26 protein-coding genes and 1 pseudogene are annotated in these 22,286 nt (G+C 44.7%); 19 read left to right on the top strand and 8 right to left on the bottom strand.

Annotation, left to right across the window (positions count from 1 at the left end):
• Nucleotides 1-204 precede the first annotated feature (204 nt).
• Nucleotides 205-705 (bottom strand): DUF6933 domain-containing protein, encoded by a 501-nt coding sequence (locus tag ICN12_RS10325; RefSeq protein WP_216272424.1) that lies wholly within the window; start codon nucleotides 703-705, stop codon nucleotides 205-207.
• Between the two features lie 252 nt (nucleotides 706-957).
• Here ICN12_RS10325 and ICN12_RS10320 point away from each other — a divergent pair, with 252 nt between their 5' ends.
• On the top strand, nucleotides 958-2,001 hold the full coding sequence (locus ICN12_RS10320) for a GSU2403 family nucleotidyltransferase fold protein (RefSeq protein ID WP_216272423.1): 1,044 nt from the start codon (nucleotides 958-960) through the stop codon (nucleotides 1,999-2,001).
• Between the two features lie 178 nt (nucleotides 2,002-2,179).
• Entirely contained in the window at nucleotides 2,180-2,833 is a 654-nt protein-coding gene (locus tag ICN12_RS10315; RefSeq protein ID WP_216272422.1) for a cupin domain-containing protein, read from the top strand.
• Between the two features lie 175 nt (nucleotides 2,834-3,008).
• Here ICN12_RS10315 and ICN12_RS10310 read toward each other — a convergent pair whose 3' ends face one another.
• The gene (locus ICN12_RS10310) at nucleotides 3,009-3,614 is read right to left on the bottom strand and encodes a GntR family transcriptional regulator (RefSeq protein WP_216272421.1); all 606 of its coding nucleotides are present in this window, start codon (nucleotides 3,612-3,614) and stop codon (nucleotides 3,009-3,011) included.
• A gap of 158 nt (nucleotides 3,615-3,772) precedes the next feature.
• On the opposite strand from ICN12_RS10310, the gene ICN12_RS10305 reads away from it, so the two are divergent.
• Both ICN12_RS10305 and ICN12_RS11030 read left to right on the top strand, forming a co-directional pair.
• Nucleotides 3,773-5,773, top strand: a complete 2,001-nt coding sequence (locus ICN12_RS10305; protein ID WP_216272420.1) for a TIGR03768 family metallophosphoesterase — start codon at nucleotides 3,773-3,775, stop codon at nucleotides 5,771-5,773.
• Nucleotides 5,770-6,740: pseudogene (locus ICN12_RS11030) on the top strand (tyrosine-protein phosphatase). Before ICN12_RS10305 ends, ICN12_RS11030 begins: the two are co-directional and overlap by 4 nt.
• A gap of 8 nt (nucleotides 6,741-6,748) precedes the next feature.
• Here the strand turns inward: ICN12_RS11030 and ICN12_RS10290 are convergent.
• Nucleotides 6,749-8,476, bottom strand: coding sequence for an amidohydrolase (locus ICN12_RS10290; protein ID WP_216272417.1), 1,728 nt, complete (start codon nucleotides 8,474-8,476; stop codon nucleotides 6,749-6,751).
• 396 nt (nucleotides 8,477-8,872) lie between these two features.
• Here ICN12_RS10290 and ICN12_RS10285 point away from each other — a divergent pair, with 396 nt between their 5' ends.
• The 6 genes from ICN12_RS10285 to ICN12_RS10260 all read left to right on the top strand — a co-directional run bounded on the left by ICN12_RS10285 (nucleotide 8,873) and on the right by ICN12_RS10260 (nucleotide 13,113).
• Entirely contained in the window at nucleotides 8,873-9,982 is a 1,110-nt protein-coding gene (locus tag ICN12_RS10285) for a linear amide C-N hydrolase (RefSeq protein ID WP_216272416.1), read from the top strand.
• Between the two features lie 57 nt (nucleotides 9,983-10,039).
• Complete coding sequence (locus tag ICN12_RS10280) at nucleotides 10,040-10,819, top strand: hypothetical protein (RefSeq protein ID WP_216272415.1); 780 nt, start codon at nucleotides 10,040-10,042, stop codon at nucleotides 10,817-10,819.
• Between the two features lie 134 nt (nucleotides 10,820-10,953).
• Nucleotides 10,954-11,772 carry a spermine/spermidine synthase domain-containing protein gene (locus tag ICN12_RS10275; protein WP_216272414.1) on the top strand — a complete coding sequence of 273 codons (819 nt, stop codon included), beginning with the start codon at nucleotides 10,954-10,956 and terminating at the stop codon, nucleotides 11,770-11,772.
• A 116-nt stretch (nucleotides 11,773-11,888) separates the two neighbouring features.
• Nucleotides 11,889-12,155: a DUF1488 family protein gene (locus tag ICN12_RS10270; protein WP_216272413.1), complete on the top strand. Its 267-nt coding sequence runs from the start codon at nucleotides 11,889-11,891 to the stop codon at nucleotides 12,153-12,155.
• A gap of 49 nt (nucleotides 12,156-12,204) precedes the next feature.
• Nucleotides 12,205-12,609, top strand: a complete 405-nt coding sequence (locus ICN12_RS10265; protein WP_216272412.1) for a translational machinery protein — start codon at nucleotides 12,205-12,207, stop codon at nucleotides 12,607-12,609.
• Between the two features lie 36 nt (nucleotides 12,610-12,645).
• Nucleotides 12,646-13,113, top strand: a complete 468-nt coding sequence (locus ICN12_RS10260) for a potassium channel family protein (protein ID WP_216272411.1) — start codon at nucleotides 12,646-12,648, stop codon at nucleotides 13,111-13,113.
• A gap of 48 nt (nucleotides 13,114-13,161) precedes the next feature.
• Here ICN12_RS10260 and ICN12_RS10255 read toward each other — a convergent pair whose 3' ends face one another.
• The gene (locus tag ICN12_RS10255) at nucleotides 13,162-14,061 is read right to left on the bottom strand and encodes a transporter (protein WP_216272410.1); all 900 of its coding nucleotides are present in this window, start codon (nucleotides 14,059-14,061) and stop codon (nucleotides 13,162-13,164) included.
• Nucleotides 14,062-14,280: 219 nt separating this feature from the next.
• Here ICN12_RS10255 and ICN12_RS10250 point away from each other — a divergent pair, with 219 nt between their 5' ends.
• The gene (locus tag ICN12_RS10250; RefSeq protein ID WP_216272409.1) at nucleotides 14,281-14,904 is read left to right on the top strand and encodes a lipid-binding SYLF domain-containing protein; all 624 of its coding nucleotides are present in this window, start codon (nucleotides 14,281-14,283) and stop codon (nucleotides 14,902-14,904) included.
• Between the two features lies 1 nt (nucleotide 14,905).
• On the opposite strand, the gene ICN12_RS10245 is transcribed toward ICN12_RS10250, so the two are convergent.
• Nucleotides 14,906-15,808, bottom strand: a complete 903-nt coding sequence (locus ICN12_RS10245; protein WP_216272408.1) for a histone deacetylase family protein — start codon at nucleotides 15,806-15,808, stop codon at nucleotides 14,906-14,908.
• 57 nt (nucleotides 15,809-15,865) lie between these two features.
• Here ICN12_RS10245 and ICN12_RS10240 point away from each other — a divergent pair, with 57 nt between their 5' ends.
• A complete protein-coding gene (locus ICN12_RS10240) occupies nucleotides 15,866-16,042 on the top strand; it encodes a DUF2256 domain-containing protein (RefSeq protein ID WP_216272407.1) in 177 nt (58 codons plus the stop codon).
• A 6-nt stretch (nucleotides 16,043-16,048) separates the two neighbouring features.
• Here ICN12_RS10240 and ICN12_RS10235 read toward each other — a convergent pair whose 3' ends face one another.
• The gene (locus ICN12_RS10235; protein WP_216272406.1) at nucleotides 16,049-16,429 is read right to left on the bottom strand and encodes a DUF2237 family protein; all 381 of its coding nucleotides are present in this window, start codon (nucleotides 16,427-16,429) and stop codon (nucleotides 16,049-16,051) included.
• 15 nt (nucleotides 16,430-16,444) lie between these two features.
• Nucleotides 16,445-17,140: an SDR family NAD(P)-dependent oxidoreductase gene (locus ICN12_RS10230; protein WP_216272405.1), complete on the bottom strand. Its 696-nt coding sequence runs from the start codon at nucleotides 17,138-17,140 to the stop codon at nucleotides 16,445-16,447.
• A 59-nt stretch (nucleotides 17,141-17,199) separates the two neighbouring features.
• Here ICN12_RS10230 and ICN12_RS10225 point away from each other — a divergent pair, with 59 nt between their 5' ends.
• The 7 genes from ICN12_RS10225 to ICN12_RS10195 all read left to right on the top strand — a co-directional run bounded on the left by ICN12_RS10225 (nucleotide 17,200) and on the right by ICN12_RS10195 (nucleotide 22,101).
• Nucleotides 17,200-17,469 (top strand): TIGR03643 family protein, encoded by a 270-nt coding sequence (locus ICN12_RS10225; protein WP_216272404.1) that lies wholly within the window; start codon nucleotides 17,200-17,202, stop codon nucleotides 17,467-17,469.
• A 4-nt stretch (nucleotides 17,470-17,473) separates the two neighbouring features.
• A complete protein-coding gene (locus ICN12_RS10220) occupies nucleotides 17,474-17,863 on the top strand; it encodes a thiol-disulfide oxidoreductase DCC family protein (protein WP_216272403.1) in 390 nt (129 codons plus the stop codon).
• A gap of 5 nt (nucleotides 17,864-17,868) precedes the next feature.
• Complete coding sequence (locus tag ICN12_RS10215; RefSeq protein WP_216272402.1) at nucleotides 17,869-18,417, top strand: chalcone isomerase family protein; 549 nt, start codon at nucleotides 17,869-17,871, stop codon at nucleotides 18,415-18,417.
• Nucleotides 18,418-18,972 (top strand): DUF3833 domain-containing protein, encoded by a 555-nt coding sequence (locus ICN12_RS10210; protein WP_216272401.1) that lies wholly within the window; start codon nucleotides 18,418-18,420, stop codon nucleotides 18,970-18,972.
• A gap of 50 nt (nucleotides 18,973-19,022) precedes the next feature.
• Nucleotides 19,023-20,570 carry a cryptochrome/photolyase family protein gene (locus ICN12_RS10205; protein WP_216272400.1) on the top strand — a complete coding sequence of 516 codons (1,548 nt, stop codon included), beginning with the start codon at nucleotides 19,023-19,025 and terminating at the stop codon, nucleotides 20,568-20,570.
• A 68-nt stretch (nucleotides 20,571-20,638) separates the two neighbouring features.
• Nucleotides 20,639-21,091 carry a DUF2452 domain-containing protein gene (locus tag ICN12_RS10200; protein WP_216272399.1) on the top strand — a complete coding sequence of 151 codons (453 nt, stop codon included), beginning with the start codon at nucleotides 20,639-20,641 and terminating at the stop codon, nucleotides 21,089-21,091.
• Nucleotides 21,092-21,120: 29 nt separating this feature from the next.
• Nucleotides 21,121-22,101, top strand: a complete 981-nt coding sequence (locus tag ICN12_RS10195) for a quinone oxidoreductase family protein (protein WP_216272398.1) — start codon at nucleotides 21,121-21,123, stop codon at nucleotides 22,099-22,101.
• 90 nt (nucleotides 22,102-22,191) lie between these two features.
• On the opposite strand, the gene ICN12_RS10190 is transcribed toward ICN12_RS10195, so the two are convergent.
• The coding region (locus ICN12_RS10190; RefSeq protein WP_216217838.1) for an IS3 family transposase at nucleotides 22,192-22,286 on the bottom strand (95 nt) is incomplete at its 5' end.

Raw genomic sequence — 22,286 nt, 5'->3', positions numbered from 1 at the left:
AGATACAAACTTGAGCTTTTCATCCATCTTCGTACTTTCATTCCACGGCATAGTAAGGTCCCTCCTATGCCAAAAACTGTAAAGTATGTGTCCGGTATAAAGTGTTAACTATGTATCGAGTCGTACAAAATACCAACCTTCGGGTTGGTATTTTTTTAGCATTAAATTAAGTAACGCTTATGCAGGATATTGGTAGCGATTTAATCAGTGAATTTGTCCGCTCAGAGCGAATTCCCTAAGAGCATTACCAGGTGTGATTGTACTTTTGTAAAGTGGTCCACAGGGAGTATCGGCCATCATCATTGAGAGTGAGTAGCAATCATCTGCATAATGCATGGACTGATAGCCTTCTAGGTGATAGGTGAACATATTCAAAATACCAATGATGCTGCGATTAGTTGATTTGCAATAAACCACCTTATCAAGATGATCTAATTCCTGTTGCATAAAAGATTCACTTACACCTTGAGAAAGCAGGATCTTAAATAGGTATTGCGGGAATCGCTCTACTAGGTTCAATGCCGGGGCTAGAGGCATCAAAACTGGTAGTAGGGTTCTTTCATTTATAAACAAGACCACCTGGGGTTTTGAAAATATTGCCTTAGCATACCAATTACCTAAAATATTGTCTCCCTTCCCAGCGGGTTCGTGGACGCCTGAAGATACCCGATCTAATAATTGTTTTGAGCAGTGTAAATAAAACATTGGAAAGTGCCTCTTGATTAAGTCTCAGTTTGCCTTACTTTTTACCATATGTAATATCAAGTATTTAAATTGTATTAAAACCGATAGACCCAAGCGTTACTTTAAGTAACGCTCAGCCCTCTATAACCCTCCATTAAACCCCGCAACTATCCCAAAATTAGTCATACTTTCGTTTGGCTAAATTGACCCCTGTTTTTAATAGGTAAATCTTGTTACTAGACAAATAATTAATTGTCTAGTAACATTCCGAAAATGGAACTATATAAAGATCTTTCGCTTGGTGCCCAGACTGCCTATGCGGAACTACAGGATCAATTGCAGACTCAAAATATTGGTGAGTTGAGCGCGCTTCCTGGGTCCTTTCAGCGCCTCATTAAAAGAGGAAATCCATATATCTATTACAACTTTCGAGATATGGATGGCACCCAACGCATGGCCTATGTTGGGCCAGAAGATGAGAGGGTAAGTCAGCTAATTGAGAAGGCGAAAGCTAGTAAAGCAGAATCTGGATCTGAAATAATTCAAGCCCAGACTAAATCGACAATTGCCTTGGGTTGTATGACTACCTTAACTAAACATTTTCGCGTGATTAATCGTTTAGGTCAGTATGGATTCTTTAGGGCTGGCGGAATATTAATTGGAACCCATGCATTTTTAGCTATGGGGAATATGCTGGGAGTGAAGTGGACATCATCCAATAAAACGATGGATGTAGATTTCGCACATGCTGGCAAGAATGTATCGGTGGCATTAGGTGCAAACTTGAAACTATCTGTACATGACGCTTTGACATCCTTAGAGATGGGGCTCTTACCAATTGCTGAGTTTTCCGGAAAAACTGGCGCCCAGTATAGAAACCCAAAAGATCCTGAGTTACGATTGGATTTCGTTACATCTAAAACGCGCGATGGCAAGACCGTTGTTTTGCCTGATTTAGGGCTAGCTTTAGAGTGTCTTAAATTTATGGAATATTCCCTCATTGAGACTACGCAAACAGTGCTGCTATCTAAGGGTGGCGCTTGTCTCGTTAATATTCCAGCACCCCAAAGATATGCAGTTCATAAGTTGATTGTTTATGGAGAGCGCCCAGTCACAGAAAGAGTTAAGGCAGGCAAGGATTTAGGTCAGGCTGCTTCGATTATTAAGGCGCTATTAGATACAGGTAATGGGGAATTGGTTAAGGATGCCTGGAGAGATGCACTATCCAGAGGGCCCGGGTGGGAAAAGAGGGCTACCCAGGGGCGTAAAGCAATGATGAAAATTTATCCCCACCTAGATACTCATGAATTATGGTGAAGGTATAGTCCAGAGGGTAGTGAAGGCTACATAAACTGGAATCCTTTGGCCCCAGGTTCAAGTCCTAGTGGGCCCACCAGAAAAGCAAATCCTCATCAATAATGGTGGGAGTTTTTAAGAAAATATTCACTTTAATTGTTATGCTTGCTCAAGAGTTTAAAGATTTGGATTGCAATATATGAATATCAATGCCAATTACAGTCAGCGGGTTGTGATTAATCACCATGACTTGCCTTGGATCTCGAGTCCTGAACTAGGGATTGAAAGACGAATGCTCGATCGAGTTGGCGATGAGGTGGCAAAAGCAACCTCGATTGTTCGCTATCAACCAGGGTCCAAATTTCAAACTCATACCCATGAGTTTGGTGAAGAGATTTTCGTTTTAGAAGGTGTATTTAGTGATGAAACTGGCGACTATTCGGCTGGTACATACATCATGAATCCACCAGGCTCATCGCATACGCCATTTAGCGATTCTGGCTGTACGCTTTTCGTGAAGCTAAGGCACCTCGGCCCAGATCAGCTCCAACGAGAGATTATTGACACTACAAAAGCGCCTTGGTATCAGGGCATGGTTTTAGGACTTACAGTCATGCCGCTCATGCAGCAGGGTAGCGGATCAACTTTAGTTCGTTGGTCGCCTCAAACCTATTTCAATCCTCACAAGCATTATGGCGGCGAGGAAATCTTTGTAATTGACGGCGTGTTTGAGGATGAACATGGTCGATACCCAGCAGGATCTTGGATCAGAAGTCCCCATATGAGTCTGCATCAGCCTTTCAGCAAAGAGGGTTGCACGATCTTTGTGAAAACGGGGCATTTGCTAGATTGAGTAATTTGGGGCAAGCGGTATTTAGGCCATTACTCCAAAGTCCTTTACTTTTGCAAAATTAGTTACATAAAAGCTCGCATACCGATAAACCGGAGACGTAATCTCTTGAAATCCTAGTGTTTTCTTTGGATGTCTGCTCTCAGCATCCTTGGATATGAGTATTTCAGAGAAGCAATCAACCAGTCGCTTGCTTTCTGGCATCTTGCAACATTCCTAGGGTAATTTTCCTTACTTCAATCTTGCTTTGTTCAATGTGTGCTTTTAGCAATCTTTGAGCCTCAGCGACTCTACCTGCCAAAATGGCCTTAATAATTTGACCATGCTCATCGTAAGTGCTATTGATACGATCACTTTTCGTGAAATCTAGTCTTCGAACAATCTTGATGCGTTCAGTGATTTCAGAATGCGTCTTTAGCATCTCTTCATTTCCTGACGCCTTAACCAATGAACTGTGAAATTGCTCATCGAGTATTCCAATATCTAAAGTATTGAAACTGCGCTTTGATTTAGGAGTTAGCCAGATTTTCTGCAAATCCTTAAAGATTTGATCGTCTCGATTGGTGTTGCAAAGAGCTTTAACAGCATTTAACTCAATTAAGATGCGAAAGCCATACATCTCATCAAGCTTATCAAAGTCTAAAGGCGCAATTTGCCATCCAATTTTAGGTATAGCTTTAATAAATCCACCATGTTGTAGTTGTTGAAGCGCCTGACGTAATGGTGTGCTGCTGACGTTTACAATTTTTGCAAGATTACCTTCGGAGATTAACTCCCCGGGCATCGAGCCCTTAATTTAAGGTTGCCACATTGTGATAGACGGAGAAATATTCACAATATTATTGCCATAACTAAATTAAATTAAATTGAGTGCGTGTTCAGTGGTGTAATTTAATCAATATAGCCATTAGAAGTGTTAATGTTGGTTAAAGAGCAAGCCTAATGAATAAAAATCTACTTTCATCCCAAGCCCCCTCTTCTGAAGATGGGAGTGAGGCGACTTATTATTTTTCGCGTCGCTCATTCATTAAGTACTCCATCGGAAGTATTGCCCTGTCTTACTCGGGTTGGAGTTTGGCTGAGAGGCTTCTAGCGCAGGCTACATACCCCATTGATAGCGTCGTGAAGACGACGGAAGATCGGATGCTGGCATTCCCTGTACCGGAATTGCTTAAAACTCCCGGCTCTGAAAAAGGACTGACAGCAACTGAATTGCATCGCGTAGATCAATATGGCAAGTACGGTTACGGTAACTATGCCTATGGGTCCGGTCTGCCGATCGAGCGTCGATTTGATTTAATGCCAGAAGCTTATCAGGCTGACAATATCAAGCGACTGCATCGCTTAAGCTCATTTTTCACGGTGAGTGATATTCATCTAACGGATAAGCAAGCGGGCAATCAGCTCATTGCAATTCAGCAATTGGATCCTGAGTTTGGTGCACCAATGACGTCCATCTATTCACCAACAATGTTAACTACCACCCAAGTATTTGATGCAGCAATTCAGACGGTGAATGCCTTGCATCCAAGTCATGCATTTGACTTTGGTTTGTCGTTGGGGGATACCTGTAACTCCACTCAATACAACGAAACCCGCTGGTACCTCGATGTTTTCGATGGCAAAGTGATCTATCCCAACACCAGTGGAGATGTTACGCAAGATATCATTTCCTACCAGCGTCCCTTTAAGGCCGCAGGTTTACTGCCCCAAATTCCTTGGTACCAAGTCAATGGCAATCATGATTTATTTATGATTGGGAGCGTAGCTGTTGATGCTGATCCCAGCCTCAAGTTGCGGGATTCATATACCAATAATCAGATTTGGGCTATCGGAGATGTGCTCAAGCCTATGAAAGATTTCCCACATTTTCCGTGTCTATTTGATACCAGCGTGAGCTTAAAGTCCCGGGACTATTGCATGGGTACGATTGATGGCGCATCTGAATATGGAAAAATCATTCATGCAGGGCCTGTCGGCGCATTTACAAAGCCACCCTTGAATTTACCCAATCTCAATCGCCGCTCTCTCACCAAAAAAGAATGGATTGCGGAGTTCTTTAACACCAACTCCATTCCCAAGGGTCATGGCTTTAATTTAGTCGATCCCAAGTATGCGATGGAAGAGCCAGGATTTTCTTGTTACAGCTTTCTACCAAAGGCAGGAATACCGTTGCGTATGATTGTTTTGGATAATATTCAGGATCCACAGGATGGTAGTCATGATATTCACGGCCATGGTTATTTAAGCGCCACTCGTGTCAAATGGTTACGCTCGCAGTTGAGCTTAGCCAAGCAGCGTCAGGAGTTGGTCATCATTGCCTCTCATATTCCGATTGCTGTGGCCCCAATAGGCAGTGAGATGGAGTGGTGGGAATCTACGCGCGACCCCAATGCTCAACTGCAAAATGCGATAACCCTTGCTGATTTGGTTTCAGAAATTCAGGCCAATAGTCAGGTAATCTGTCTATTGGCAGGCCATCGCCATGTCAATGCGGTGAAAGCATTTAAGGCGCCGCAGGGCGCTCCTATAGAGCAAGGATTTTGGCAAATTGAAACCAGCTCTTTGCATGACTTCCCACAGCAATTTCGTACGCTGCAGGTATACCTCAATAGTGATTACAGTATCTCCATCGTGGCTGTAAATGTTGATCCCGCAGTTCGTGAAGGCACGCCGGCTGAAAGTGGCAGGCGCATGGCTATTGCGGCCCAACAAATCATTCAAAACGACATGCGTCCAAATACGCCCAATGTAGAGCGTGCATTTGGGGTCATCCCGGTATCGTCTATGGATCCTACACGCACACAAAATGGCGCTATTGATAGCTCCATTCGCTATGGCAATGTTGAGGGAGTTCCATATTCCGCTTCTTATAACGCCGAACTGCTTAAATCATTGAGTCCGCAAATGGTCAGTGCATTGAAGAAGCAATTCCCCACATGAGAACTATCACTATTCCTAGATTTAGATTGCTTCCCAGTATGGGTCGCCATCAATTGAAGCGCACTTTTGTAAGGTGCTTATTTTCTTTAATAGCCTTATCCCTTGGAACATTTGCTTTAGCTCAAGCGCCTTCTGAGGGTTTGCAGCCGGGACAAAGTTTGGGCACGTATCTTGACATTCGTTCCCTACCCAACCTGAGAGATATTGGTGGATACAAGACAGCGGAAGGCTTAGTTGTTAAAAAAAGGGTGACCTATAGATCAAATGCTTTTAATCCAATGACTTCAGATGCCTTGGTCAAAATTGAGCCTCTGAAGTTAAAGGAAGACTATGACCTAAGGACGACGGCCGAGATGCGGTCGAGCCAGATATCGTTCCATCAAGCGTGCGTTACATACACCTTGATGTATTGGCCGATGAGGCTGGCTTAGCAATGCCTCCCAATGAGATTGCTAGGATTTTTCAAGACCCGAAAGTAGCTAATGAAAAGTTAGGCGGTGTGGCCGGTGTCGACGCTATGTTTATGAAGATTTACCAAGGATTGATCGTTTTACCAAGCGCAAATAAGTCATACCGATCCCTCTTTCTTGCTCTATCCACTTCAGCAACATCTCCGAATGTCTTTCATTGCACCAACGGGAAAGACAGGACTGGGTGGGCCGCCGCCTCTCTGCTGACTTTACTCGGAGTCCCTAAAGACAAGGTCTACGAAGATTATCTGAAGAGTAATGACTATTTATTGCCTTTTCATCAAAAGGCGATTGATGAATTTGTGGCGAAAGGCGGAGATGCAGCTATTCCGATCGCCATCTTTGGGGTTAAGCATTCGTATTTGGATGCGGCATTTAATGAAATGCATCGCCGTTATGGAACAATCGAGCGCTATTTTTCAGAGGGGTTGAATATCAATACCGCTCAGCAAAAGAAACTTCGTGAGATCTACCTGACTCCCAATGTGAGTCTTTAGCTCCAGACTTAGTTTGACTCGTATACGACTCTACCGCCAACGACTGTCTTTGAGGCTTTCACGTCCTTGATTTTTTCCTTGGATATTTTGAAGAGATTGTCAGAGAGGACGGTCATATCGGCATACTTACCCACCTCAATACTCCCCTTTTCTTTATCTTCACCAATAGCTTTAGCTGGCCAGATGGTCCACATTCTCAATGCATCTCGAACGGAGATGGCTTCTTGAGGTTCAAAGATTCCCATATCGGATTGCCTAGTGACGGTTGCGTACATTGCTCTGAATGGATCGATATTGCCAAGATAGATGCCGGTCATGTCGGTGCTAGCGGCAGGCTCTAGCCCTGCATTAATTAAGGTTTTGAATTGGTAGCCAGTCTTTGCGCGCGCTACCCCCATATTTTCATAGTCGGCATTCACTAGCTCAAGTAGCCAGATTGGTTGCACAGAAAAATGAAAGTCGTATTTCTTAAGTGCTTGCCCTCTTTTTAATTGCTCTGGGCTTAGCTGAAACATACCAAAGTGCTCAATGCGTTTAATGGTATTGCCACTTTGATTTTTCGATAAGGATTCGTAAGCATTTAAGCCGATATCGATAGCCGCATCCCCAGAGCAATGCAACATGCTCACTTTTTTATTTTGATTCGCCAATGTAGAAAATTGATTGGCTAAGGCTTGATCGGTTACCAGGGTGCCTTTGCCTCCCGGAGGATCCGTATCCATAACCCCTACATAGGGCTCATACATATAGCCGGTGCGGCAATCATTCTCACCATCAACCCACGCCTTAATTGCGCTGAAGCGGTAATAAGCAGGATTGGCCTTGGACGGCATTTCAAAAACACTTAAATCTTTAGGCATACCTGCGCCATTGGGCGCCGCCCAAACTGATGCCGTATATCGAATATTGGGGGTTGGGGTACTGAGAGATACGCTTTGCATTACTGGCATCGCAGCAGCTGGAGTGATGGCCATCACTGAAGTGAATCCATAAGAGTTCCAAAACTTAGCGATATCACTTGCATAGTAACGAGCAATTTCTTGCGGAGTGGGGCTGCCTGGAATGTCACCCATGCCATCGGTAATCACGCCGTTAGGCTCCCCATCCTTGCCCGCAAGTACGCCAGCCCCATGAGGAAGCTTTGTAACTCCCTTTTTGATCCCCATTTTTGCAAGGGCGGCACTATTGGCTATGGCCATATGCGCACCATTGGACATGATGACGGGATTATTTGGCGCCACTTCGTCTAACTCTGCTTTAGTGGGCAGGCGCTTTTCAGAGAACTTATTTTCACTGGCGGATACGCCGGCTACATACACCCACTGATCTTTTGGTGTTGTCTTGATGCGAGCGGCAATATTGAGCAATGCTTGTTTCACCGAGGGGGTGCCTGGGTAGCGAGCATCTACCCAAACTTCTTTAAGCCAAATGGTTTCCATTGGGTGGGTGTGGGCATCAACAAAGCCGGGTACCGCTAATTGTTGTTTAAGGTTTACAACCTTGGTGTCTGGTCCTATATAAGATTTAATATTTTGGTCAGTTCCTACGGCAATAAATTTTTCGTTTTTTACTGCAACAGCATTGGCGCGTGGCTGTCGATTATTCAGCGTTTCAATCTGACCATTAATAAAGACAATATCGGCTTGCTCTTTCGCATAAACGCTTGGGGCAAAGCAGGGGAGTAGGGAGGCGGTTGCTAAAGAGCTTAGTAAAAGGGCTTTTAATGGATTTTTCATGAAATGAGGCTATCTTAAAATTGGTGTCCGCATGGAATGAATTACATAATGAAAAAATAACACTGTGGAGGTATTAAAGCCATCTAATTAGGGCGTGTTTACGGGCAATGCCCTTTAAAAGCACCACAATTAGGTATATCGCACATTACCGTTCTGATTTTCATATTTCTCTATAATTTGTCAAGCAAGGGAAAGAGGTAATTACGGGGAGGGTTGGGTCGGTTTACCTCTCTCCGAGGGCGCTCGCAAGCGAGGCCTTTTTGTTGGTGACGCCATCTGTTTTGTAATTGGAAATTTGCAGTTTATATTCATAAATATTGCTAATATCCATCAAGCAAGCTCGAATATAAAAACCGATTAAAAACGAATATCAATGTATTAACCTGGGAGATGAAAATGAATAAAAAAATGATGAAACGAATGATGGTTGCTTCGATATCAGCTGCATTAGCATTCTCGCCAATCGCAGGTAATGCCTGTACTAGTTTTTTATTAAAAGGTAATGATGGCGGGTTTGTATATGGCCGCACGATGGAGTTTGGTTTACCGCTGAAATCACAGCTGACGGTCATTCCTAGAAATTTACCGATGCCTGGAGTAGGGGTGGATGGCAAGCCTGGCACTGGTTTGAATTGGACCAGCAAGTACGCCGCCGCCGGCATGAATGGTTTAGGTATGCCCATCCTCGTGGATGGGATGAATGAGAAAGGTTTGGTTGGTGGTTTACTCAACGCACCTAATACGGCCGTCTACCAAGTCGTGGCGCCAGCAGATTCTGCTAGTAGCATCGCGTCTATCCAGATGTTGATGTATGCCTTAACGAATTTTTCTACGGTAGAAGAGGTTAAAGCGGGATTTCAGAAGATCAAAATCAATCGCTCTACGATTCCTGCTTATAACAATCAATCTGCGCCGGTACGCATGACATTGCATGATGCCAAAGGTAAAAGTATTGTGATTGAGTACCTCAAGGGCGAGTTGGTGATTACCGATAATCCTGCTGGCGTGATGACTAATGATCCTGCATTTAGAGATCAACTCAATAATATTGGCAATTATGCAAACTTGACCAATATCGAGAAGAATCCCATGGTGATCAATGGCGCTACTTATGCGCCGCCAAGTTCGGGTAGTGGACTACATGGTCTGCCGGGAGATTACCTGAGCCCTAGCCGTTTTATTCGTGCATTATTTTTGACAAAATCTGTACCTGCTACCTATTCAACAGCTCAACAAAATAATACTGCTTGGCATATCTTGGGTAGCTTTGATATTCCACCGGGTGCAATTAGTCTACCCGCTACAAATGCTTATGGCGGCGGTGCTGGTGGCATTGAAGTTACTGAGTGGTCAGTTGTAGCCGATAACAAAAATATGACCTATAACCTCAAGATGTTTGAGACTACCAACATCTATTCATTTGATATGAAGAAAATGGATGTCAATGCCAAAGAAATTAAGTACATCAAGTTGGATAAGCCTTTAGCAACAATTCAGGTCAATTAATTTTTTTAAGTCTTACTAGCCCAAGCTCACTATCAACAGAATCTTCACAGTATCCTTATGAACAAGAAAATCTTTTTAGCATTAGTTTTGACATCGACATTAATGGGGTCGATGGGTTTGGCTCAAGCGGCAGATGATCTCAGTCCCATTCCCAAAGTTTCTGAAGCGTGGCGTTTTGAAGTGACTCCATACCTCTGGGCTCCTGGCATTAAAGCCACTCTTGGCCTTGATAGTGGGCTTGCCAAGTCGGCTGACTTTACATCCAATAATATTGTTAGCAATCTGAAGTCTGGCGGCATGATTTCTGCTGAGGCGCATAAGGGCAGCTGGGGTCTGATGGGTGATCTGGTGTCCGCTACATTGCAGCATAGTGGGGCGATTCCAGTTCAAGGCGGGACTGCAACTATTGGCGATAAAATTACCCTTCAGCAGACGGTATTAACCGGTGCTGCTACCTATACCGTTGCTAGTACTAAGGATGTTTATGTAGACGCCTTACTTGGTGCCCGTGCAATCTACGCGACAGCAACATTGCAAGTGAACGGGGTTGGAACTGCTTCCAAGACTACTTCTACCTTGGATCCCATTGTTGGTGCAAAAGGCCGTTATCGCATTGCAGATTCCACTTGGTATCTGCCGTTCTATGGCGATATTGGTAGCGGTGGTGGTACTACCAACTTAACTTGGCAGGCAATGGCAGGTGTAGGTAAGACATTTGGCAGCTTGATTGATGCCTCCTTGACTTATCGTGCGCTTTACTACGACATGAAGGATGGCGGAGTGACGCAAAAAACGACGATGTTTGGCCCGCAAGTGGCTGTGACCTTCAAGTTCTAAATTGATTCCGAAGTATCTTGTAAATATTGCTGCTCGCTATCTATCCCTCTGGGGTGAAAACAAATACTCTCGCCTGAGTAGTCGAAAGAATGTCGGGGAATAAGTGTCTTAACGAGCCTTACAATTCTAGGGATATGGCTCAGACTAAATCAGCATTGAACCCCTCTGGTATCCAACTCTTTAAAGAAGGGCTGTCTAAGCTAAAAGAAAAATTTGACGGTACGCAGGGTGAGCCCTATATCGTAGAAAGCAATAAGTTCAAGGCGCTGTATTTTGATAGCGAATCGACTCAGAGCTTAATGGATATGCAGTCGCCCATTCGTTTAGTGGTGAGCTATACCGAAACGATGATGGGCTTCTTGCTTTTTAATGCCGACCCCAAAAGGATTGCCATGATCGGATTGGGTGGCGGCTCTCTTGCTAAGTATTGCCACCATTACTTGCCAGACTCATCCATCGTGGTAATGGAGAACAATCCTAAGGTCATCGCGCTTAAAGGCAAATTCCATGTTCCAGAGAATAGCGTGCACTTTCAGGTTCTTGAGGCCGATGGTGCGGCTTATTTGCGCGGCGCTGATGAGAAGTTTGACGTATTGCTGGTTGATGGGTATACCAAGCTAGGGCAGGCAGCCCAACTGTGTAGCGAAGATTTTTATGCCAGTTGCTTAGCCTGTTTAAACCCCAATGGAGTCCTAGTCATTAACTTCTCTGGAGCGGCAGGGCTAAATCAGGTGTATCAGGAAAGAATCGATCGTATCTTTGAGCATCCTTCTGTCTTGGTGATGGAGGATGACCGCATGAATCAGATTTTGTTTGTCTGTAATGGTGCAGCCTTAGATATCTCTTCAGAGGAGTTATTAAGGCAATCTAGCCGATTAAGCAAAGTTCACGATATACATCTACCCAGAACAGCTCAGAATTTCTTATCCACTCGGAAAAATAGCCTGATTTAATTTGATACCTCATTTTCAAAGAGGTGCTGGTATATTGATTCATATCAAGTGCATCTAAACAAATGAGATCAAAATATTAATGCCATTTGATTATTCTTATATAAAGTGAGTTCCCCATGAAGCTTGAATTTGTTGGTCCTGCCTCCCTTTTGGAGAATGGCGATGTCTCCTATCCAGCCATACTTGATGGTAAGCCTCTGAAATGCAGTTTTAGCTACGAAGCCTTACAAGACTTAGATGTTGATGGCGTTGAGACAAATGCATTGCAACTATTTAAAAATCATCAACTCAAATTGCTCTCGATAGCCGAGCAGAAGATTTTGAATGGCCACGCTATAGATGGCGCCGTTCATCTATTCAGTCATGATCTAATCTTGGATTAATCATTTTTATTGTATTTTGTATTCCGTTTTTTAATTAGAAAGAGAAAATATGTCATTTAATCACTCAGTTATTTGGATTGACCATCAAGAAGCGCATGTAATTTATTTCAATCCCACCGCGAGTGAGAGTGAAGTGATTAAGACAAGATCTACCCATAAAAATATTCATCATAAGAGTGGTTCTGTAAGTGGCGCACAAGCTGCCCCAGATCAACACTATTTACATGAAGTGATTCAAGCGGTTAAAGAATCTAAAGAGATTTTGATTGTAGGGCCAGGCTCTGCTAAATTAGAGCTCATGAAACATGCCACTAAGCATGATCATTTGACTGCTGACAAGGTGGTGGGTATTGAGACTGTAGACCATCCTACTGATGGACAGTTGCTGGCTTATGCTAAAAAATACTTTGCCAAAGTAGACGCCTTAAAAGGTGACACGGTAATTACTGGTTGATTATTTATCCCCCTAAAAATGGGGGATAATTTCACTATGTTGCTCATTACTGCCTTTCTCATCAATGGATCATTAGCGCTTACGGCGATCTTGTTGCATTACGAGGTCCTGTTTCAGTTAGATAAAAATCTCCCCAGAGTAGCGCACATTGCACCTCGCTTTAGGGTTCTCATAGGTGTGGGCGCTGTCTTTATGGCACACGTTCTGGAGATCTGGCTTTTTGCTTTAGGTTACTACTTCACTTTGCAATTTCCCGTCATGGGGGGTCTCGTAGGCAATCTTTCTGCTGACGGCATCTTGCTTGACTGCGCTTATTTGTCATTCGTGACATTTACCACTTTAGGTTATGGCGAGATTGTGGCTCAGGGCTACTTGAGGTACTTGACGGGGGTGGAAGCGCTTACCGGATTTATGCTGATCACTTGGTCGGCCTCATTCTTATTTATTGAGATGCAGAAATACTGGACTGTCTATAGGACGAACCAGACGAAGCAATATAAGTAATACAGCGCTGCTCCTTGCTGCTTGATCTATCGGACTGATTTATGTGGCTTAAAAATCTTTCATCAGTCGGACTGCCAATACGCGTGTTTGCACAAATCCATTCTTGATTTCCATATCCCGACCGTATTGCAATGAGATTCGACCAATAGGTGTATGTGCTTGGCTGCTTAATAAAAATCGCTGGGTATTGACTACGTTATTTCGGTAGTTGTTGTTAATGCTTGTCGCCCCGCCTGCAACATAAAAATACGATGCACCTACGGTAAATATTTGGTTAATTCGCCAAATGGGGCCGAGCTGAGTGGTAGTGAGGGGCTTTTGAGTTAAGGAGGCGATGGTAGCTCCGCCTGTGCATGCTACTCCGCACTGACCATTGCCACCAAACCACATGGTATCTACGGCAACCATGCCATCAACACTCTTCGTAATAGGGGTTTGAAATCCGATCTGAAGGTCTGATCTAAAACGGTTCTCGCCAAGGTTGAACGCTCTCTGACTGGAATAGCTGCCGGTGGGGCTTATGAAATAAGCAGCTACCCCAACATAGGTTCTATTTACTTTATCGGCGTATGGCCAAATCGCTGTCGCAATAGTGAGATCACCAATTCCGGTATCGCTAGGTTGGGCAGCAAGAGAGCCGGCTGGCCTCATTGTTCCATAGGGCAGTTGAATATAAGACACTGCGGGAAGTTCACCAAGTGTATATGTTCTAGCGCCGCGCAGGATGGCGAGTTGAGTATCAATGACTGGGTTCGCATAAATAGCTGGAGTTGCTTTAACTGAACCATTCACATAGGCGGTAGAATTTTCCGTATTGAAATAGCTAATCGTGATGGCATTGATATCTGGGGGCGGAGCAACAATATCGTTTGGCTGCAAATCAATGGCCCACGCCAGAAATGGTCTGGTTAAGACTAAGAAGAGTAGGGCGGTTCGAATGCGATACATAGCGCTCGTATTTTAGGGTGAATTTGGCTTTTGAAGGTCCACCTAATGCGCAAATAGAGGGCAAATCAACTAGGGATTAACCATCACTGCTTATAAAAAATACCTCTTTAATCCATATAAAATATGAATTCCATCTCTATTGCCTAATAATCTTCAGGCTTCAATATTGATCTGGCTTAATTAGTTTTAGGCCTTACTTTTCACCTTCTTTAGGAAATCATGCCTTTTCTTTCAAAATTCATCATGTTCCTTTTTGCACTAATGCTTACCGGTTGTCAGTCGACGGGAGGTGATGGAAAGCCCTTAACTGAGCGGGAAATTTTGCAAAAACGCCAGGCTACTTTAGCGATGTCAAAAACGGGTTTGGCGGCCTTAATTAAACAAAATCCTGCGATCAAAAAAGATATCGAGGCTGCTCCAGGATATGCCGTCTTTAGTACGACAAACGTCAATGTTGTTTTATTGGTTTTAGCTAGAGGTGAGGGCGTGTTATTTGATAAGCGTCGTTCGGAGCCTGTTTTTATGGAGGCCATGAAAACAGGCGAAGGTATTGGCGCTGGCTATCAAGATCAATATCAAGTCATCATCTTTAAAAACACCGATGCCATTGATCAGTTCTTACTCACTTCAATAGATGGGCAGCGCGGTGGCATGGATGTAGATGCCAACTTTTCTGCTGGCTCTGGTGGAACTATTCGATCCTTTAATCCTTATATTACGATCTACACAGTTGGTTTATCTGGCTACGATCTGCAGGCAAACTACGGTGGCACATTGTATTTAGTGGATCAGCAACTGAATGATGCTAAAACCTTAAGCACTCTACCGACAAAGAAAAAGTAATTCACAGATATTTTTGTTGATAGCGTAGTGCGGTTTGGATTGTTTGTAGATGAATATCTACTGTTGATTCAATTTCTTTCCCGTAACCACCAGCCATGCTAAATGCGATGGGAATCTGGCGATCTAAGCCGTACTGGAATACATATTCGTCCCGCTGGCGCATGCCATCTTTGCTGATGCTTAATTTTCCCAAGCGATCGCCTTCATGAGGATCAGCGCCGGCTAAATAAACAATGAAGTCGGGTTTGAATTGTTGATCTAGTATTTCTAGGCCTTGATGGAGTGCTGCTAAATAGGCTTCATCCCCAGTGCCATCTATCAAGCCAATATCAAGATCACTTACTTCCTTTGTAAATGGAAAGTTATTTTCCCCATGAATAGAGAGGGTGAAGATGGAAGGGTCGTTTTCTAGAATGGAGGCGGTGCCGTTACCCTGATGAACATCCAAGTCAATGACGGCCACTTTCAACTTTGGATTAATCTCTTTCTGAAGTGCACGTGCCGCGATTGCAGAGTCATTGAAGACGCAGAATCCGCTGCCTTTATTGCGATAGGCGTGGTGTGTACCTCCAGCTAAATTTGCAGCTATTCCTTCTTTGAGTGCAAGCTTGGCAGCTGCTAATGTTGCCCCAGCTGACCTGCGGGAGCGCTCCACCATTTGCGGACTCCAAGGGAATCCAATCTCCCGTTGCTCTTCTGGGCTGAGGCTTCCTTGTAAAACCTTGATGAGATAGCTCGCATCATGTGCATAGAGTATTTGAGTATCAGTGACAATGGGTGCGTTCTCAAGTTGAATGCCATCCAATTGTGAGACTAGGTCTCGCAATTTCCCATACTTCTCCATTGGAAAGCGGTGTCCAGGAGGAAGTGGTAAAACATAGTGGTCAGCGTAAAATGCTTTCAATGATGATCTCGCAACTGTCTCATGATGAGGAGTCTAGTTGTTTTTTAATGGTTGGGTATGAGCAAGTCAGAAAAATCCGGGTTCAAGGGTAATAAATCTTTTTTGCCGAGCAAGTTATGCGTGACTTGCGGCAGGGAGATGGCTTGGAGAAAGTCGTGGGCTAAAAATTGGGAATCTATTAAATACTGTTCGGATGTTTGCCGCCTTAAGAAATCGGCAGTCACCCCTGATTAGTAGATTTTATATTTCCGCCTCGTAAGCGTATTGCTCAAGCAGTTCTATCGACACTGTTTCCAAGGCCTTCCGATTCGTGCTCTCCAGTTTGACCAGGGGTGCGCAGTTCGCTTCCAGCGCTTCAATCCAGCGATTGAGGCAAAGACACCACTGATCTCCCGCAATTAAGCCTAGGAATTGATATTCTGGTCTTGGGGTGATGAGATCGTTTCCACGCTGGAGACTAAATTGCAGAAAATCATTGCTGATTACTGCGCAGAGAAGATGACTTCCTGCGTCCTCTTCATCGGTTTTACAGCAACCATCCCGAAAGAACCCCGTTAAAGGATCAAAAGAGCAGGGCACTAGAGGCTGCCCCAATACATTCAAGGTGATGTCATCTTGCATACAGGCTTTCTATATTTACCAGGGGAGTCTTTCGCCAGCATAGCTAATAAACGTTCCTGAATCTTCTTTATTTAAAGAGAGTAAGACCTTGAGCATGTCTTGTGCGGCATTGAGAGGAGGGCGACCGATTTGCTGGCCTTTAAAGGGTTGCGACAATCGAGAATTGACTGTCCCAGGATGCAGTGCGATCAAAGCAGTGTTTGGTTTGGTGCGAGCAAGCTCAATGGCTGTAGTCTTGATCAGCATATTGAGAGCAGCTTTAGAGGCGCGGTAGCTATACCAGCCTCCGAGCCGATTATCTTCAATGCTGCCTACTTTGGCCGATAGTGTTGCCATGACGGATCCGGCGGGGTCTAGTAGTTTAGAGAAATACTTGAGGGTGAGGGCGGGGCCTATCGCATTAACCTGCATGAGTTTTTGCAATTGCGCTGGATTGAGATCATCTAGCTTTTTCTCGGGCATCCATTCGGCAGAGTGCAGTATGCCAATGGTGTTGATGATGAGTTGGAATGTTGCCCCTCCTGAAAGCGCGCTAGCAGCAGCTTCGATAGTGCTGAAATCCTGGTAATCAATCGGACTGGTGGAGTTCCGGTGGATGCCTTGAACTGTTACACATAAAGGATCGCCTTCCAGCAACTCAACAAAGGCTGAGCCAATGGTTCCGGAGGAACCGATCACCAGTGCGCGAAAGGGATGTGAGACTAATGGCATGGATGAGATCAATAAATGGGGTCTCAGCCAGTTTATTGAATAAGTCTTAAACTTGCTTGATGACGACTCGCTTACCCCAAGCTCTATCCGAAGCTGATTTCTCTAGATTAATTGAGATGGCTTGGGAGGACCGCACTCCTTTCGATGCAATTGAGACTACTTTTGGGTATTCTGAGCCGCAAGTCATTGCTTTAATGAGAAAAGAGCTTAAACGAAGCTCCTTTGAATTGTGGCGTAAGCGAGTGACCGGCAGATTAACCAAGCATGTAGCTTTGCGTAGTAAGTTGGTTACCCGCGCCTACTGTGCAACTCAGTACAAGCAAAAGTAGACCCATGAAAAAGCTGACCATGTTCTATGACGGGCTTTGCCCTTTATGTCAGGCAGAAATTCAATTTCTCTCTGGGCGCAATCAAGCGGGGCTACTCAGTTTTGTTGACATTAATTCTGAGCAATACTCACCTGAAAGAGTTGGCGTCTCCTGCAACCAAGCCTTGGCTTCGATGTGTGCGCAATACGAAGATGGCGAGCTGATTCAAGGCGTAGAAGTATTTTCTGCGGCCTATAGCCGAGCAAAGCTTCCTAAACTCGCATGGCTTTTTTCTAGACCAGCACTCAAGCCAGCTTGGAATGTGGGCTATCGATTCTTTGCAAGACACCGGCATGCAATTTCAGCACTGCTGGGACCGCTTGCCCTGCGCTTGGTAAATAAGAGAGCAGGTTAGAGGATATGAGAAGCGCTTATATGCTGGTACTAGCCTTAGCTTTCAGTTTGGCAGCTTCCCAGGGTGTTGCAAAAGAGCCGCCGCACATTAAAAGTATGATGGGCCAAATTCAATTGCAGGGCCTTGGCAGGCTTAACTTTTGGGGGTTTCATGTTTACGATGCCAATCTGTATCGTGGCGCGACAAAAGATTCTCAAGAATTTGCTCTAGAACTCAGGTATCAAAAATCATTCTCTGGAGAGGCAATCGCCAATCGCACGGTTGATGAAATGAAAAATCTAGGTATAGCTGAAGCCCAAGCCACATCTTGGGGTAAAGAGCTGGCAAATACCTTTCCTAATGTAGAGCCTGGTCAGACGATTACTGCCATCTATATACCTAAGCAGGGCACTAGCTTTTTTTATGAAGGTAAAAAAATATCCCAAATCCAGAGTGCCGATTTTGCAAAAGCATTTTTTGGTATCTGGTTAGATTCAAAAACTAGCGTACCCAAACTCAGGGCTGATTTACTTGGTCAGGGTTGCCCGCCACCACTTATCTCTGGAGTATGTTAAATGCGTAGAACTTATATCGCTGCAAAATATATTGTTGTAGGTTTAGTTATGACTTGCCTATTTGCCTGCTCTTCACCTTCGGTCACGCAGTACGCTAATGAGAAGCCCAATTTGGATCTCAGTGAATACTTCAATGGCACGATCGATGCTTACGGAATCTTCACTGATCGAAGTGGTCATGTTCAAAAACGATTTACGGTGCTCATGGTTGCCAAGTGGTCAGTGGTCGATGGTAAGAAAACTGGCGTCCTAGATGAAAGCTTCGAATACTCAGATGGTACAAAACAAAAGCGCATTTGGACTTTGACTGAAACTTCTCCAGGTAAGTTTATTGGAAGGGCGGATGATGTTGTGGGGGATGCAATAGGAGAGTCAGCGGGTAATGCGCTCAATTGGAGCTACACCCTAGCCTTGCCGGTAGACGGCACGATTTATCACGTGCAATTTGATGACTGGATGTATCTGTTGACTCCTAAGGTGATGATCAATAAAGCCAAGATGAGTAAATTTGGAATTGATTTGGGGGAAGTGACCTTGAGCTTTTATAAGCGCTAAGGCATGGTCAATAGGAGGCCTGGAGCCTCGTATTTAAAGAGGGATCAAGCTTGAAAAAGCTCATATTGATTTTGGGCGATCAGCTTGATGCCGATAGCGACGCTTTAAGGGGTATTCGTATTGAGGTGGACGAGGTGCTGATGGTTGAGTCAGCCCACGAGGCTCAGCATGTTTGGTCTCATAAAGCGCGCATCGCTTTATTTTTATCGGCAATGCGTCACTTTGCTGAGCACCTCAAGAATCTTGGTCTTACCCTCGTGTATATCCAGCAGTCACCCAAAACGATTGTCGAGGAAGTTAGGGGTAGACTCCTTAGTGGAAAATTTACGCATCTGATCTGTGTAGAGCCTGGGGAGTGGCGTCTCAAAAAGGGTATTGAAGATTTGGCTACAGAGCTCAATATTGTTCTGGAAATGCGGCCAGATAAGCATTTCTACTGCACCCATCAAGAATTTAAAAACTGGGTTGCTGGTAAGAAAGAATTACGCCTTGAGTATTTTTACCGACTCATGCGCAAGACCCACGGCATTTTGATCGATCAAGATGGTAATCCGGAGGGTGGGCAGTGGAACTTCGATCGAGATAATCGAAAGCCTTTTCCGAAAAAAGGGCCTGGGTTGATTCCCCCTCCAGAATTATTTGAGCCAGATGACATTACTAAAACAGTATTGGCTGAGGTTGAGGCTGGCTATTCAGATCATCCTGGTTCGCTTGCCCACTTTCAGTGGCCGGTGACGCGCCGTCAAGCGCTTCAGGCTCTAGACGGATTTGTAGAGCATCGCTTAGCAACTTTTGGCATTTATGAAGATGCGATGTGGACTGATACTCCTTTTGGATGGCACTCGTTACTTTCTAGTGCTCTAAATCTCAAGCTACTCAATCCAAGAGAAGTGGTTGATGCAGTATTGGCCGCTTGGAAAAGGTATGACTTAGAGCTCGCGACAGTGGAAGGCTTCATTCGTCAAATTGTAGGTTGGCGAGAATTTGTTCGCGGGATGTATTGCCTCGATATGCCGCAAATGGCGCTCGATAATTTTTACGACCATCAGAACAAATTGCCTGCTTGGTACTGGACTGGCAAAACCAATATGAAGTGCATGCAGGAAGCGATTGGGCAAACCCTGGAGTATGGCTATGCGCATCATATTCAGCGCTTAATGGTGACTGGTAATTTTGCATTGCTCGCAGAAATTCTGCCCAAAGACGTATGTGACTGGTACTTGGCTATTTATATTGATGCCATTGAGTGGGTAGAGTTACCCAATACGGCTGGCATGGCCTTGTTTGCGAGTGGTGGGCGCTTTACCAGTAAGCCCTATATTGCTAGTGGCGCCTACATTAAGCGAATGAGTAACTATTGCGGGTCTTGCCAATATCAGTCGGATATCCGGTTTGGGGAGGGCGCTTGCCCGATGACTAACCTGTATTGGAACTTTTTGATTAAGCATCGCCCTCAATTTGAAGCAAGTCCTCGCACCCGTTTGATGACTGCCAATTTATCCCGAATTAGCGATGCGGATCAGCAGGCTATTCAGGATCATGCAAAAGGACTTTTGCGGGATTTAGATTCTCTATGGCGTCCCCATCCTGGCTACTAGCGCTAACAACGCATTCTGTGAATTTGTGTCACACTTTCGCTAGATAAATTAGCGGGTTCAAAATTGCGATGAGAATAGAAGACACTGATCCAGCACGGCATGCTGGCATTGAATATCCCATGGAAGTGGGCGCGCCCGTATTTGCGCCCATCAAGGTCTTAGAGGAGAAGGATAAGGCTGTCAATGTTGCTCGCCAAAATGCAAAGCTGGAATACGATCGCATCATGGAGCAAGCCGAAGTATTAATGAAGCAGGCGCGCACACTTCAGGCCAGATTGGATGCTACTGAAATGGTCCATAGCGCCAAATTTAGTTTTAATCCCCTCCATGGCAAAACATACCATCTCTATTTTGATAGTCGCATTGGTGCGAATGTATTAATTCAGAATGGCCCTGACCAGTGGAGTTGTGGCGTTCCTGTTTCTTGGACCTATTCCATGGCGGTAAAAAAGCTTGGGGATAGTGCATGGGCTGTAATTGAGGAAGAAGAGATTGCATCTTCCTCGCTTGCGGTAAGATAATTTTTTATCTAAAAATAATAAGGTGACTTGTGACAACTGCTCGAATTGTTAGTCTTTCGGAACTCGGCAATGCCGATGTGATTCAGTTAATTGATAAAGAACTGCCAGCTCCGGCTAAGGGTGAAGTGCAACTTCGTCAAACGGCTATCGGCTTTAACTTTATTGATGTGTACCAGCGCTCCGGTGTTTACCCATTGGAATTGCCGACAGGCTTAGGTCATGAGGCCGTTGGCGTGGTCGAGGCTCTGGGTGAGGGCGTTACTCGATTTAAGGTGGGCGATCGTGTGATGTATATGAATGCTGGTATCGGTGCTTATGCTAGTGCACGTAATGTTGCGGTAGACAAGTTGGTAGCAGTTCCAGATACCGTCTCTGACGAAGTCGCTGCTGCAGTGTTCTTCAAGGCAATGACTGCGCAATACTTGCTTCAAAAAACATACAAAGTAAAAGCTGGTGATGTCGTTTTAGTTCATGCTGCCGCTGGAGGTGTTGGTCAAATCTTGGCTGGATGGGCAAAGTCTTTGGGCACATTTGTAGTTGGTACTGTAGGCTCTGAAGCGAAATTCGCAGCAGCAAAAGAGGCTGGTTGCGATGCGGTGGTGGATTACTCAAAGCCAAATTGGACTGAAGAAGTCATGAAGGCAACTGGCGGTCGCAAAGCGAATGTGGTTTATGACTCTGTCGCTAAAACTACTTTCTTGGGGTCGCTTGACTGTGCCGCTCCGTTTGGCACGGTAGCTTTGTTTGGTGCAGCTTCTGGCCCAGCCCCAGAAATTCAACCGGAGATTCTGAATAAGAAGGGTTGCCTCTTCCTAACCAGGCCTTCAGTATTCCCGCATAACGCGACCCCTGAGCTGCTTCAAGAAAATGCCCGCGCGGTATTTGATGCGATTGCCCAGGGTCGAGTGAAAGTACAGATCGGCGCCAAATTTACGCTTGAGCATGCTGCTGAAGCGCATAAAGCGGCAGAAGGAAGAAAAGTTTCTGGTGCAATTGTGATTACACCTTAGTTTTGCTTGCCGTGCGATCGGCCGCATGACTCAGTTTGATTGAGAGCCTCGCTGATGTATGAACTGACCCACAAAAGTTGGACAGTTTGATTAGGTTACCAGAAGGGATTGAGTTCGGTATTGCACTGGGCTCAATCCCTTTAGTTTTTGTTTGATTCGATCATGGTTGTAGTAGTGGATATATT

It is taken from the genome of Polynucleobacter sp. AM-25C3, assembly GCF_018882335.1.
Lineage (GTDB): Bacteria > Pseudomonadota > Gammaproteobacteria > Burkholderiales > Burkholderiaceae > Polynucleobacter.
This window is presented reverse-complemented; position numbering and strand designations above follow the sequence as displayed.